Origin of the sequence: Campylobacter concisus, assembly GCF_003048405.1 — a bacterium.
Lineage (GTDB): Bacteria > Campylobacterota > Campylobacteria > Campylobacterales > Campylobacteraceae > Campylobacter_A > Campylobacter_A concisus_Q.
Genome location: NZ_PIQS01000002.1, coordinates 1 through 13,106, shown reverse-complemented (window position 1 = coordinate 13,106; position 13,106 = coordinate 1). Strand labels below are relative to the sequence as shown.

The window sequence follows — 13,106 nt, the reverse complement described above, 5'->3', positions numbered from 1 at the left end:
TAGCCAAAAGCTAATAGAATTGAGCCAAAAATTATAGGAGAAATTTTGAATAAATTTAGTAGATTTTTTGCACTAAAAATTACAGGTGCTTTGCTTATCTCAAGCGTAGCAGTGAATGCACTTTTTGCAAAGAGTGAAGACGAAGCAAGTGCGAAGCTTGAAGCACTTTCAAAGCTTACAAAAACAATTTCAACCGTTGAAAAATACTATGTTGATGACATTAAATTTAAAGAGATCATCGATAAAGCCATTGCTGGTTTAATGCAAAATTTAGATGCCCACTCAAGCTTTTTAAATGAAAAAGCTTACAAAGATATGCAGGTGCAAACAAGTGGAGAATTTGGTGGCCTTGGCATAACAGTTGGCATGAAAGATAGCGCACTAACCGTTATCTCACCGATAGAAGATACCCCAGCTGATAAAGCAGGTATAAAATCAGGCGACATTATCTTAAGGATAGATGGGAACTCAACTATCGGCACAACAATAGATGAAGCTGTAAATAAAATGCGCGGCAAGCCAAAAACTCCAATAACTATCACAATTTTGCGAAAAGGTGAGCAAAAACCATTTGACGTAAAGATCATAAGAGATCTTATAAAAGTTGAGTCTGTCTATGCAAAAATGATAGAAAATGACAACATTCTTTACGTGCGTGTTACAAATTTTGACAAAAATGTTGTTACAAAGGTAAAAGAAGCGATCAAAGAATATCCAAAAGCAAGTGGTATCATACTTGATCTTAGAAATAATCCTGGCGGACTTTTAAATCAAGCTGTCGATCTAGTTGATCTTTTTGTAGATAACGGCATCATCGTCTCTCAAAAGGGTCGCGACGCATCTGAAAATGTAGAGTATAAAGCAAGTACGAGTAAAACTCTTTCAAAACTACCACTTGTTGCACTAGTAAATGGTGGAAGTGCTAGTGCTAGCGAGATCGTAAGTGGCTCACTTCAAGACCATAAACGTGCTGTAATAATCGGCGAAAACACCTTTGGCAAAGGAAGCGTTCAAGTAATCCTTCCAATAGACGACACAGAAGCATTAAGGCTAACCATCGCAAGATACTACTTGCCAAGTGGCAGAACTATTCAAGCAGTTGGCGTAACACCTGATGTAGTCGTGCATCCTGGCAAAGTACCGCAAAGCGACGATAGTGCATTTAGTATCAAAGAGAGCGAGTTAAAAGCACACCTAAAAAGCGAGCTAAACAAGATAAATCCTACAAGCGAGGGCAATAAAACTGAAGCAAAAGATGATAAAAAGATAATCACGCAAAAAAAAGTTGATGAAGATATTCAATTAAAAACAGCAATTGATACGATCAAAATTTTAAAAATAAAACAATAAATTAGAAGGAGATCTCCATGCAAAAAAGAGAGCTTATTTACGAGGGAAAAGGTAAAAAAATGTATGCCACAGACGATGCAAATTTACTTGTGGCTGAATTTAAAGACGATCTAACAGCATTTGATGCTCAAAAAAGAGGCAACGAAGCTGGTAAAGGCGCATTAAATAATAAAATTTCAACACAGCTTTTTAAGCTTTTAGAGAGTAAAGGCATCGTGACTGACTTAGTTGAGACTATCAGCGACACTGAGCAGGTAGTCAAAAAATGCGAGATCATACCTCTTGAAGTTGTTGTGAGAAATATCGCAACTGGTTCACTAAGCAAAAGACTTGGCATAAAAGAAGGCACAGTTTTACCTTTTACGCTTGTTGAGTTTTACTACAAAAATGACGATTTACACGATCCATTAGTAACCGATGAGCACTGCATCATCATGGGTCTAGTAAAGAGTGAAAAAGACCTTCAAACTCTAAGACACACAGCTAGAGAGATCAACTCTATATTATTTAAATTTTTTGCCGAAAGAGATCTAAAACTAGTTGATTTTAAAATAGAATTTGGTATCGACAAAGATGGCAATATCATTTTAGCTGATGAGATAAGCCCTGATAGTTGTAGATTCTGGGATGCTAAAACTAATGAAAAACTTGACAAAGATAGATTTAGACAAGATCTTGGTAGCGTAAAAGTTGCTTATGAAGAAGTTTTAAGAAGAATTTTATCATAAGGACAAAGATGAAAGCTGTTGTAAATATAGCATTAAGAAGTGGGGTCCTTGACCCTGCTGGCAAAGCAGTAGAGCACGCTTTAAATTCTCTCGGATTTAGCGGTGTATCAAATGTCAGGATAGGCAAACAAATTGTTTTAGATATCGATGAGAGTGATAAAGCTAAAGCGAATGAGCAGCTAAAAGTGATGTGCGAAGAGCTTTTAGCAAATACCGTCATCGAAGACTATGAGATCGTGCTATGAAAGTAGCGATAATACTTTTTCCTGGCACAAACTGCGAAGAAGACACAGCTCACGCATTTAAATTACTTGGATGCCAAACACAGATCATTTGGCACAAAGAAGATAAAATAGATGCTGACCTGGTCGTGCTTCCAGGCGGTTTTAGCTATGGCGACTATCTAAGAACAGCCGCGATAGCTAAATTTAGCCCAGCTATGCAAGCTGTAAAAAAGCATGCAAAAAAAGGCGGCTATATCTTAGGGATTTGCAATGGTTTTCAGATGCTACTTGAGCTTGGACTCTTAAAGGGTGCGATGAGAAGAAATGAAAATTTAAATTTCGTCTCAAAATATCACCACCTAAAGGTAATCTCAAATAACAATAAATTCTTAGCAAATTTAGCCAAAAATGAAGTGGTTAATATCCCTATCGCTCACGGAGAAGGCAACTACTACACTGACGAAAATACGCTAAAAAGCCTATATGACAATGAGCAAGTACTGCTAAAATATTGCGATGCTAAAGGCAACGAAATAAATCCTAATGGCTCAGTCGACAATATAGCTGGAATTTGCGATGAGGGCAAAAAGATTTTTGGTCTTATGCCTCATCCAGAGCGCGCTTGTGAGAAAATTTTAGGTACAGATGATGGTATGAAGATGCTAAAAGGTCTAGTTTGGTAAAACATTTTCTTTTTATCTCCCTACTCGTACTAAATTTATTTGCTGTAAATACCGATGAAGTAAGCGTTTTTGACATGATGGACGAAGCTAGGGAGGATAAATTTGTAAATAGCCCTACTTCAAATCCAAAAACTCAAAAACCGCCAAAAGAACAAGATTTTTCAAGAAAATTTGTATCACCACAGCCAGAGCGTATCACTCCAGAGCAGATGCGAAACATCGTTCCAACAAACGAGCCAGATATTAGCGTCCCAGACAATCAAGTATATGATAAGATCAAGGTAAAAGAGCTTCTTTTAAAAGCCACAAATGTACCAAAAAATGTTGTTATAGGAGAAATTTTTAGTGTTGAGATAGTGGCTGATACACAAAATGACTTTGAGTTTGAGTTTGAGACACAGCTTGATGAAACAAATATCAAATGGCTAAATAAGAAAAATTTTCAATGGGTAAAAAGTGAAGACAACAAATATGTAGGTACTTTTTATCTTGAGGCAACAAGCATTGACGCAAAGACTTTAAAAGTTGGCTTGGATCTAAAAAGAAATGGCGAAAACTATCAAAGCTCAAATATAAATATCTTTTTGCCAAAGCTAAAAGAGCTTAGAAGTGATGAGAACTACAACCATATCGTGGCTGATAATCTTGAAGTTAAGAAATTTAAGACAACAAAATTTGATGATATAAACAATATCATGGTCGTTGAAATTTATGGCAATAACGTAGATCTAAGTGCTTTTAATATAGAAAATAAGACAATTTTAAAGCAAGGCGTAGATACGATAAATGGCGACTTTAACTCACAAAGTGCATATTATTTTGCAGTATTTAAGCCAAACAAAAAATCGCTTGACTTTAACTACTACAACCTAAAAAAGGCTAAATTTGAAAGCTTTTCTTTGCCAGTGAGTGTCGAAGATGACGATGTCAGCACACAAATCGGACTAAACCCAAAACAAAGCGAGTTTAGCACCTATAAAGATGTCACGATCTACTCTTGTGCGGTAATTTTTATATTATTAGCTATTTGGCGCAGAAGGCTTAGCTACTTTTTCGTAGCAACCATTTTTATAGCACTTGGAATTTATACCTACAACCCTTTTGGTAAGGCTGTTCTAAAACCAGATATTAGCGTTTCGATCTTGCCCACAAAAAACTCAACCATCTTTTACACATCCCGTAAAAATGAAAATGTAGAAATTTTAGACACAAAAGGTGACTACTCAAAAATTTTATTTGCTGATGGTAAGATTGGCTGGGTAAAAAAGGATAATCTTGTTAAAAATTAGAGCTTTATTTTTTGCTATTGAGTTTGTTATCAGCGTTATTCTAGTCGTCTTTTTTATGTGGCTATTTAATGATAAAAATAGAGCCATAAGAAAATTTTGGGGAAGGTCGCAAAGGTTTTTTGGTGGATATAAACTTGAAGTGATAGGCAATTTTAGTGATGAGGCAAATATCTTACTTATAAACCACCAAAGCATGCTTGATATCATCGTCATCGAAGAGCTTCACCCAAAAGATGTCTGCTGGATTGCAAAGGCACAGATCGGTAAAATTCCTATAATTGGTAAAATTTTAAGCTTGCCAAAAATGATAGCGGTTGAGCGTGAAAATAAACACTCTCTTATAAAGCTTTTAAGCGAAGCAAAAGATAGAGTTGAAAATGGTCGCGTTTTAGCCATATTTCCCGAAGGAACTAGATCTCAAACTAATAAGCTTTTACCTTTTAAGGGCGGTGCAAAACTATTAGTTGAAAAGCTAAATTTAAAAGTTCAGCCTATCGTTATTGTAGGAAGCGACGCGATGAAAGTAAAAGAATTTAGCTTTAAAAAAGCGGATATCAAGCTCTTTTGTCTTGATTTAGTCGATACTTCAAAAGACAACTGGCTAGAGACGACTAGAGAGAGTATGCAAAAAGTCCTAGACGAAAATAGAAAATAAATTTAGTTTTGCAAATTTACAAAGCCCCTACTCTATATCATTATCTATAAAAATTTGATTTTATATACTAGAAATTTTTATCAATAAATTTAAAAAGGTCCGGCGAAAGCTAGACCTAAAAATATTAGCTTAAGAGGTAAGCTTTCAAGTCCTAAAGACACTAAGTTTTGAATTTAATGCATCTGTCATCTTGTTTAGATGTTCTGCTGCTGAAGCTATCTCTTCGACACTTCTAGCATTTTCTGATGAAATTTGGTTGATATTTGAGATGCCTTCCATGATTTCATTTACATTTTTGCCAGTTGCGATGTAGTCTTGCATAGTCTTATCAGACATTGCTATGGCGTTATTCATCGTCTCACTCATAACATTTATAGTTTTTTCAACGTCGCTTGCCACGTGAGTTAGATCTTGGATCTGTTTAGAGTTGATACCCATTTGCTCGCTACTATCATTGATCGCTTGGACAATGACGTTAATAGTAGCATTTATCTCAGTTAAACTCTTTTGAGTTCTCTCAGCTAGCTGTCTAACTTCATCAGCAACGACGGCAAAGCCTCGTCCATGCTCACCTGCTCTTGCAGCCTCAATAGCTGCGTTAAGTGCAAGTAAATTTGTCTGATCAGCTATATCATTGATAACAACAAGGACTGATTTTACCTGCTCGGCATCACGACTAAGCTGATCGATCTTATCAGCCATTTGATTTTCTACATTAGCAGAGTCAATAATCTGTGCTGATAGCGATCTTATAGCTTCAGTTGCCGTTTTTATATGTGTGCTTGCTTTTTGAAGATCGTCTTTGCCGGCCTGAGCTACTGCTAAAGATTCTTTCATATTTTCTTGCATTACTTTACATCTTTGATTTGTCTCTTCTACTATTTCAGTTGATTTTTCTACACGTTTGCCTGTTTGAAGAGATGTAGAACTAAGCTCATTTGCAACGGAACTATTTTCACTTGAAAGGTGCTTTGTATCACTTATTAATACCCTTATTCTTTCAATAAAATCATTTATATCTTTACTTATTTTAGCTATTTCATCTTTACCATAAATAGGAATTTTAATTGTAAAGTCCGATGTTATCGCATTTAAATTTGTTCCTAGTCTATCAATAGGATTTGCAACCATCTTCTTAAGCAAGAACATCGAAACAGCTATCAAAAGCAAGGTAACTATGGTACTTGCTATAATGAAATTTTTACTAACTACTTTTAGTGGTGTTAAAAAATCATCAGTAACAGCTGAACCTAAAACCATCCAGTCTAGTTTATCAAATGACTCAAAAGCAACTATGCAGTCAACCCCATCAATTATAATAGGCTCAATACCCTTTCCTTTTTTAACAATATTATCCATAGTAGTTTTTAATTCACTACTTAGCTCTTGATTTGTCTTGGTTGGATGAAAGTCAAATTTACCAGTTTTAGTATTGTAAAGAGAAAAATATCCATGCTTACCAAGTTTCATCTCAGAAAAAGTCTTTTTCATATTGTTTAATCCCTCGGTAGGATCATAGCCAACAAATAAAATTCCTATTACCTCGTTATTTTCAATAATAGGATCATAAATGCTCATATAGTTGCGTCCAAATAAATTTACAACGCCTATATACCTCTCTTTATTCATGATATTTTTATAGACTTGACCGTTTTTGTCAATCATAGTACCAACAGCTCTACTACCATCAGCCTTCGTTACCGATGTACTAACTCTTAAAAAATTATCACCTGATTTTGCAAAAATCGTTGAAATTCCACCTTTTGTAGCTTTATTAAATTTATCCAGAATATCGTAGTTGTTGTTTAAAATACCATTTTGAGACATTAGATCTATCGCTTCGTATTTGTCAGTCTTGCTCATCTGGTGATTAGTTGAAATTTTTCCGATAATCTCTTTAAAAACACTCATTATTAGCTCTGCACTACTTACATTATCTTTCTCAAATAATTTAACCGTATTCATAGCAAGCTGGACGTTTTGTTCTACTGTCGTAAGCACACCATCTTTTATCTCGCGCTCTAAAATATTTGATGTATATATGACAAAACATGTCATAGATACTGCCAAAACCGTAGCAATCGTTGCTGAAACTTTTACCAAAATGCTTCGTAAATTCATTTTGTCTCCTTTTTTCAAAAAATTTCGCCTTGATTATAGCACTATTTTAAATAAACTTTATACAAGAATGCATAATTAATAATAATTAATAAATTATCATTATTATTTTATTCATAAACTATAACTTTTTTGAAATCATTTTAAAAAATTATTTTAAAAACCTTGATAGTATTACTATCAAGGTTAAGTATATTTTTATCACTTTGTGTTATAATCTGCCAAAAATTTTAAAATAAGGAAATCAAAATGGCAGATAAATTTGAATTTCAAACTGAGGTCAATGACCTTTTAAATTTGATGATCCACTCTCTTTACTCAAACAAAGAGATATTTTTAAGAGAGCTCATCTCAAACTCAAACGACGCTCTTGACAAGCTAAACTACCTTTGCTTGACTGATGAAAAGTATAAAAGTCTAAGCTACACTCCAAGGATCGACATCAAAGTAGATGATAAGGCTAAGACTTTAACCATTAGCGATGATGGTATCGGTATGGATAAAGATGAGCTTATCGCAAATTTAGGTACCATCGCAAGAAGCGGCACAAAAGGCTTTATGAAAAATTTAAGCGGCGATGCTAAAAAAGATAGCTCGCTGATCGGTCAGTTTGGCGTGGGATTTTACTCAGCATTTATGGTGGCAAGCAAGATTGAAGTCATAAGCAAACGAGCACTAAGCGAGAAGGCCTATAAATGGACATCTGATGCAAAAAGCTACGAGATCGAAGATGCTCAAAAAGATGGCTTTGGCACGGATATTATCTTGCATTTAAACGACGATGAATTTGCAAATTCTTGGCGTATAGAAGAGATAGTCAAGAAGTATTCAAACCACATTCCTTATCCTATATTTATGGATAAACAAAGCTATGTCGCTCCAAAAGAAGGCGAAAAAGAAGGCACTTATGAGACCAAAAACGAGCAAATAAACAAAGCAAATGCGCTTTGGAAGCTAAATAAAGCCAGCCTAAAAGAGCAAGACTACAACGACTTTTATAAGCAAATTTCACATGACAGCAGCGATCCGCTCCTTTATATCCACACAAAAGCTGAGGGTAAGATCGAGTACTCGACGCTATTCTATGTGCCAAGCACTGAGCCGTTTGACCTCTTTAGGGTTGATTATCAAAGTGGCGTGAAGCTCTATGTGAAGAGGGTTTTTATAACTGACGATGCAAAAGAGCTTTTGCCACCTTATCTAAGATTTATCAAAGGTGTGATCGACGTTGAGGATCTGCCGCTAAACGTTAGCCGTGAAATTTTACAAGAAAATGCGATCATGAGAAGCGTCAAAGAGCAAAGCGTGAAGAAAATTTTAAGCGAGCTTTCAAAAGTAAAAGAGAGCGACCGCGATAAATACATAAAATTTTACAAACTATTTGGCAAGGTTTTAAAAGAGGGACTTTACGGCTTTAACGCTGAAAAAGAGCAAATTTTAGACATTTGCATATTTAAAAGCTCAAAAAGAGATGGACTTATCAGCCTAAAAGAGTACAAAGAGGCGATGAAAGAGGATCAAAAGTCGATCTACTACATCAGCGGCAACAACGAAAATATGCTAAGAAATTCGCCACTTCTTGAAAGCTTTAAGAAAAACGACATCGAAGTGTTAATAATGGACGAAGAGGTCGACACGATAGTTATGCCAATGGTCAATGAATTTGATAAAACACCTCTAAAATCAGTCTCACACGCTGATATCAATGACGAGATAAAAAGCGATGAAAAAGTAGACGAAAGCAAAGTTGCAAATACGCTTGTTAAAATGAAAGAAATTTTAAAAGACGAGGTAAAAGATGTAAGACTAAGCTCAAGACTATCAAGCTCGGCTGCGGTGCTAATTTACGATAAAAACGATCCCGATTATGCTATGCAAGAGATGCTAAAACAAATGGGACAAGGCGCAAACGCTCCAAAAGTTAAACCGATCTTGGAGATAAATGCTGATCATGAAATTTTTGCAAAACTAGAGAAAAATGAAGCTATGATTTACGACATCGCACCTTTGCTTCTTGATATGGCAAGGCTAAATGAGGGCATGAGCCTAGAAAATCCTGCTAAATTTTCAGAGCTATTAACGAAAGTGATGATAAAAGCTATCTAATTTTATAAAGCCCAAGAGAAATTTTGGGCTTTAACCTGCTTCTATAAAATTAATTTCCTATATTTATTATCTTTATTACGGTAAAAATTTAATTGTGTAAGCTAAATTTCCCACGCCAAAAGACGTGGGATAAAATTTACGCTATCTTGGTAGCGTCGATGATGTTTAGATCAAGTCCAAGATCTTCAACAGATAGTCCAAGTGCAAGACCTACAAGCTGAGATAGGTGAATGATTGGTTTTCTCACATTTGAGTGGTTCTCATCTTGATATCTCTCTTGGTAGATGTCAAGTTGCATTTGACAAAGTGGGCATGGTGTGACAACTACGTCAGCGCCGTTTTCATCGGCGTTATTTACGATCTGACTTGACATTTTTCTTACAGATGTGCCGGCTGGGTAGCTAGCATGGAAACCACAGCAGTCAAGTCTTTTCTCAAATGGCACGATAGTAGCGCCAAGTGCGCCTACAACGGTTTCAAAGCTCTTTGGATTGACTGAGCTTTCCCTGTTATGAAGATCTTTTTCAGGTCTTAGGCTATGACAGCCGTAAAATAGTGCTACTTTTAGCCCACTAAGTGGCTTAACAACCTTTGCTCTTAGTGTTTCTACGTCTTGATAAAGCACCCAAAGAAGGCTTGTGATCTCGGTTGAGCCATTATATTTCATATTGCCCTCAGCCAAGAAAGTATTTATACGATCCTTTGCGCCCTTATCAAGCGTAGTTTTAGCTCTTGTTAGAGTTAGCATACAAGTTGAGCATGTCGTAAGCATAGGCATATTCATCTGCTCTGCAAGCGCTATGTTTCTAGCATTTGCCACAAGCGTAGCGATAGGATCGACGTCTTGTGCTTGTTGGGCACCACAACAGCTCCAGCCCTTTATCTCGTGAAGCTTCCAGCCAAGTATCGGAGCGATAGCCTCAAGCGACATCTTAGCCTCTTTAGCTGCTTGAGAGAGTACGCATCCTGGGAAAAAAGCGAATTCGTTTTGCATAATTACTCCTTACTAGCAGCTTTGCGAGCCGCATTTATCATTTTTACTAGATCATCATGTCCTTCTATGTCCTCTTCGCCGAAAATATGAAGTGGATTCATCTTACCTGCAAGCATTAAATTTGCAGCGATATCCATTTTGCCCATATTTCTAAACACTCCCTCAGAGCGAAGTGCAAGCTTGATCTCATTTAGTCTGCCTGAGCCATCAACTAGATCGGTTAAAAACGCTTCAGCGTGATCTGGTCCCATGCCATCATCAAAGCCTTTTTGTATAGCCATGATGCGAAGATCGGTTATATCCTTGCATGCGCTTATGCCTTTTGGACAGCGATCAGCGCACTCTTGGCATTTTACACACATCCAAAGGCCATTATCTATAGCTGGTTTTAGGTGCGGCATAGGATCTTTGCTACGTGAGTCAAATGCAGCTCTATAAGCATGCACAAATACAAATGGCTGCATATAATCGCTCGCGTCTGCTTCAAGTTTATTACACTCACTAGCACAGGCTCCACAAAGTATGCAGTCCCATTCAAGCGCTACTTTTTCATACTCTTTTTGACTTTGCTTACAGCCTTTTTCTGCGCTAAATTCTGACTTAGCTGTAATGCTAGGCCTAATCTTGCGTAAATTTTCAATACTTGGTTCCCAGTCCACCATGAGGTCTGAGATCACTTTAAAATTTCCAAGAGGCGAAATTCTTATACTCTCTGGGTTATCATACTCCGCCAAAAGCTCATTCATCTTCGTATCACAGGCTAGATATGAGTGGCCATTTACTCTAACAGCGCACGCTCCACATATCGCTGAGCGGCAAGATGCTGTGAAATTTAACGTCGCATCCTTTTTTTGTTTGATATCAAGAAGCACTGTTAAAAGAGTTTTGCCTTTGATCTCTTCATTTGTTAGCTCATAAGTTGATTCATATTTTTTAGTTCCGTCAAAACGGTCGATAATAATTTTCATCCTAGCTCCTTACTCTGGCTTCTTGCCATCAAGTGAAAATATGCCTGTCACAACGTCTTTGTAGCTAAGCTCAAGCTTGCCGTCTTTTAGTGTGACTATGCTGTGTTTTAAGAAATTTACATCATCTCTTTTTGGATAGTCCTCTCTTGTGTGAGCACCACGGCTCTCAAGACGATTTTGCGCTGCAAGGCATGCTGCACGAGAAAGAAGTATAAGGTTGCCAAGCTCGACATAGTCAGTAAATGCTGTGTTCATGACTGGGTTTTGATTTGGCACTTTAAGGGTGTCATATTTTGCTTGGATAGCTTCTAAATTTTTAGAGAGCTGATCAAGTTTTGCGCCAGTTCTAAAGATACCCATTAGATCCCAGTTGTTTTTACCAAGCTCTTCACGAAGTGCGTACATGTCGTTCACACCGCCCTCGCCTGTTGCGATAGATTTAAATTTATCTTGCCACATTTTTGCTAGCTCAGAAGTTTTCTTGCCGCTTGCAAATTTTGCATTTTGAGCGTAAGCGCCAGCACCCTTGCCAGCTAGATCGCCAGTTACAACTGCGTCAGTTAGGCTGTTACCACCAAGGCGGTTTGCGCCGTGGATAGATACACATGAAGCCTCGCCACCTACATAAATTCCAGAGATTTTTGTGCTCATATCATCAAATTTAGCTACCTCTATGCCACCCATTGAGTAGTGAGCTGTTGGACGAATAGGCACTGGTTGCTCGATTAGATCAATATTTTGGAAAAGCATGGCTGTGTGGCGAATTTTTGGAAGCTTTTTCATAATAGTATCTTTGCCAAGATGGCGAACGTCACAAAGCACGTAAGCGCTCATACCCTCACCAAAGCCTCTACCCTCGCGAATTTCTGTCTCGATCGCACGAGCGACAACGTCACGAGGAGCTAGCTCCATCTTTTCATGATAGTTTTTCATAAAGCGCTCGCCCTTGTTATTTAACAAGTATCCACCCTCGCCACGAGCTGCTTCAGTGATTAGTGTGCCACCATTTTGAACGCCAGTTGGGTGAAACTGAAGCATCTCAGGATCTTCAAAACCAAGACCTGCTTTAAGCGCAGCAGCGATGCCATCACCAGTTGCTATAAATGGAACTGATGTGCGGTTATAAAAAATTCTAGTGTATCCGCCAGTTGCAATGACTAGAGATTTGCAAAGAACTGGGTAAATTTGACCATCTTGGATGTTGCGAAGAACAACGCCTTCAACCTTGCCATCCTCAAGACCGATCTCAAGTAGCTCATGATCCATTAGAAATTTAACGCCAGCTGTGATAGCGTCGTCAAGACAGGCGTGCATCAAAACGTGGCCAGTTTTATCAGCCGCGTAGTTACAGCGCTTTTTACTAGCACCACCCATGAAGCGAAAAGCAACATCGCCATTATCTTTACGGGACACGTCACCATTATCTATACGAGAAAAGAGCATACCATTGTGGTCTAGCTCGTGGATGACTGCGCCTGCTGCCTCGCAAAATTTCACAACTGCATCTTGATCAGCAAGATAAGCCGCACCTTTAACTGTGTCATAAGCGTGAAGCTTGAAGCTATCGCCATTACTAAAGTCAGTAACGCCGTTTATTCCACCCTCTGCCATACAGGTCGCATTACGTGATGGCATCATCTTTGTAGCAACAACGACGGTTGAGTTTGGATATTGCTTGCGAACGGCTGTTGCTGCACGAAGTCCAGCACCACCAGAGCCGATTATTAGCACATCAACAGATGGTAAGCCATTTTCATTACCTTTTGGCAACTCACCAGCAAAAACATTGGTCGCACCAGCCGTTGTAGCTAGCGCACCTACGCTGATACAGGCACTTTGTAGAAATTCTCTTCTGGTAAATTTTTCACTCATTGATAACTTCCTATCTTAGTAAATTTTTAGCGTTTAAAACGCACCGCCAGTTCATTTCTTAATATTTTTTAAAACAACAATATTAATTAAATAATTAATAATGAAAGATTACATTAAAT

10 protein-coding genes and 2 pseudogenes are annotated in these 13,106 nt (G+C 37.5%); 7 read left to right on the top strand and 5 right to left on the bottom strand.

The window, feature by feature from the left end:
• The first annotated feature begins 33 nt into the window (after positions 1-33).
• From CVT18_RS05480 to CVT18_RS05455, 6 genes are read left to right on the top strand one after another with little or no spacing between them, the layout of a single operon-like run.
• Positions 34-1,350, top strand: a complete 1,317-nt coding sequence (locus tag CVT18_RS05480) for a S41 family peptidase (RefSeq protein WP_374048482.1) — start codon at positions 34-36, stop codon at positions 1,348-1,350.
• Positions 1,351-1,367: 17 nt separating this feature from the next.
• Entirely contained in the window at positions 1,368-2,078 is a 711-nt protein-coding gene (gene purC, locus CVT18_RS05475) for a phosphoribosylaminoimidazolesuccinocarboxamide synthase (protein WP_021091373.1), read from the top strand.
• A gap of 8 nt (positions 2,079-2,086) precedes the next feature.
• On the top strand, positions 2,087-2,323 hold the full coding sequence (gene purS / locus CVT18_RS05470) for a phosphoribosylformylglycinamidine synthase subunit PurS (RefSeq protein ID WP_021091323.1): 237 nt from the start codon (positions 2,087-2,089) through the stop codon (positions 2,321-2,323).
• Complete coding sequence (gene purQ / locus CVT18_RS05465; RefSeq protein ID WP_103629375.1) at positions 2,320-2,985, top strand: phosphoribosylformylglycinamidine synthase I; 666 nt, start codon at positions 2,320-2,322, stop codon at positions 2,983-2,985. Before purS ends, purQ begins: the two co-directional genes overlap by 4 nt.
• Complete coding sequence (locus CVT18_RS05460; protein ID WP_103629376.1) at positions 2,979-4,274, top strand: SH3 domain-containing protein; 1,296 nt, start codon at positions 2,979-2,981, stop codon at positions 4,272-4,274. The genes purQ and CVT18_RS05460 overlap by 7 nt, the downstream gene beginning before the upstream one ends.
• Positions 4,255-4,929, top strand: a complete 675-nt coding sequence (locus CVT18_RS05455) for a lysophospholipid acyltransferase family protein (RefSeq protein WP_234410300.1) — start codon at positions 4,255-4,257, stop codon at positions 4,927-4,929. The genes CVT18_RS05460 and CVT18_RS05455 overlap by 20 nt, the downstream gene beginning before the upstream one ends.
• Positions 4,930-5,073: 144 nt before the next feature.
• Here CVT18_RS05455 and CVT18_RS10790 read toward each other — a convergent pair.
• Both CVT18_RS10790 and CVT18_RS10785 read right to left on the bottom strand, forming a co-directional pair.
• Positions 5,074-6,126, bottom strand: a pseudogene (locus tag CVT18_RS10790) (methyl-accepting chemotaxis protein); the annotation flags it as partial.
• Between the two features lie 27 nt (positions 6,127-6,153).
• Positions 6,154-6,987 (bottom strand): annotated as a pseudogene (locus tag CVT18_RS10785) (Cache 3/Cache 2 fusion domain-containing protein); the annotation flags it as partial.
• Between the two features lie 309 nt (positions 6,988-7,296).
• On the opposite strand from CVT18_RS10785, the gene htpG reads away from it, so the two are divergent.
• Positions 7,297-9,153 carry a molecular chaperone HtpG gene (htpG, locus tag CVT18_RS05445; protein ID WP_103629379.1) on the top strand — a complete coding sequence of 619 codons (1,857 nt, stop codon included), beginning with the start codon at positions 7,297-7,299 and terminating at the stop codon, positions 9,151-9,153.
• Positions 9,154-9,289: 136 nt separating this feature from the next.
• Here htpG and sdhE read toward each other — a convergent pair whose 3' ends face one another.
• From sdhE to sdhA, 3 genes are read right to left on the bottom strand one after another with little or no spacing between them, the layout of a single operon-like run.
• Positions 9,290-10,147, bottom strand: coding sequence for an 8-methylmenaquinol:fumarate reductase membrane anchor subunit (gene sdhE / locus CVT18_RS05440; protein ID WP_107824321.1), 858 nt, complete (start codon positions 10,145-10,147; stop codon positions 9,290-9,292).
• 2 nt (positions 10,148-10,149) lie between these two features.
• The gene (sdhB, locus tag CVT18_RS05435) at positions 10,150-11,115 is read right to left on the bottom strand and encodes an 8-methylmenaquinol:fumarate reductase iron-sulfur subunit (RefSeq protein WP_103629380.1); all 966 of its coding nucleotides are present in this window, start codon (positions 11,113-11,115) and stop codon (positions 10,150-10,152) included.
• Positions 11,116-11,124: 9 nt separating this feature from the next.
• Positions 11,125-12,987: an 8-methylmenaquinol:fumarate reductase flavoprotein subunit gene (sdhA, locus tag CVT18_RS05430; protein ID WP_103629381.1), complete on the bottom strand. Its 1,863-nt coding sequence runs from the start codon at positions 12,985-12,987 to the stop codon at positions 11,125-11,127.
• Positions 12,988-13,106 lie beyond the last annotated feature (119 nt).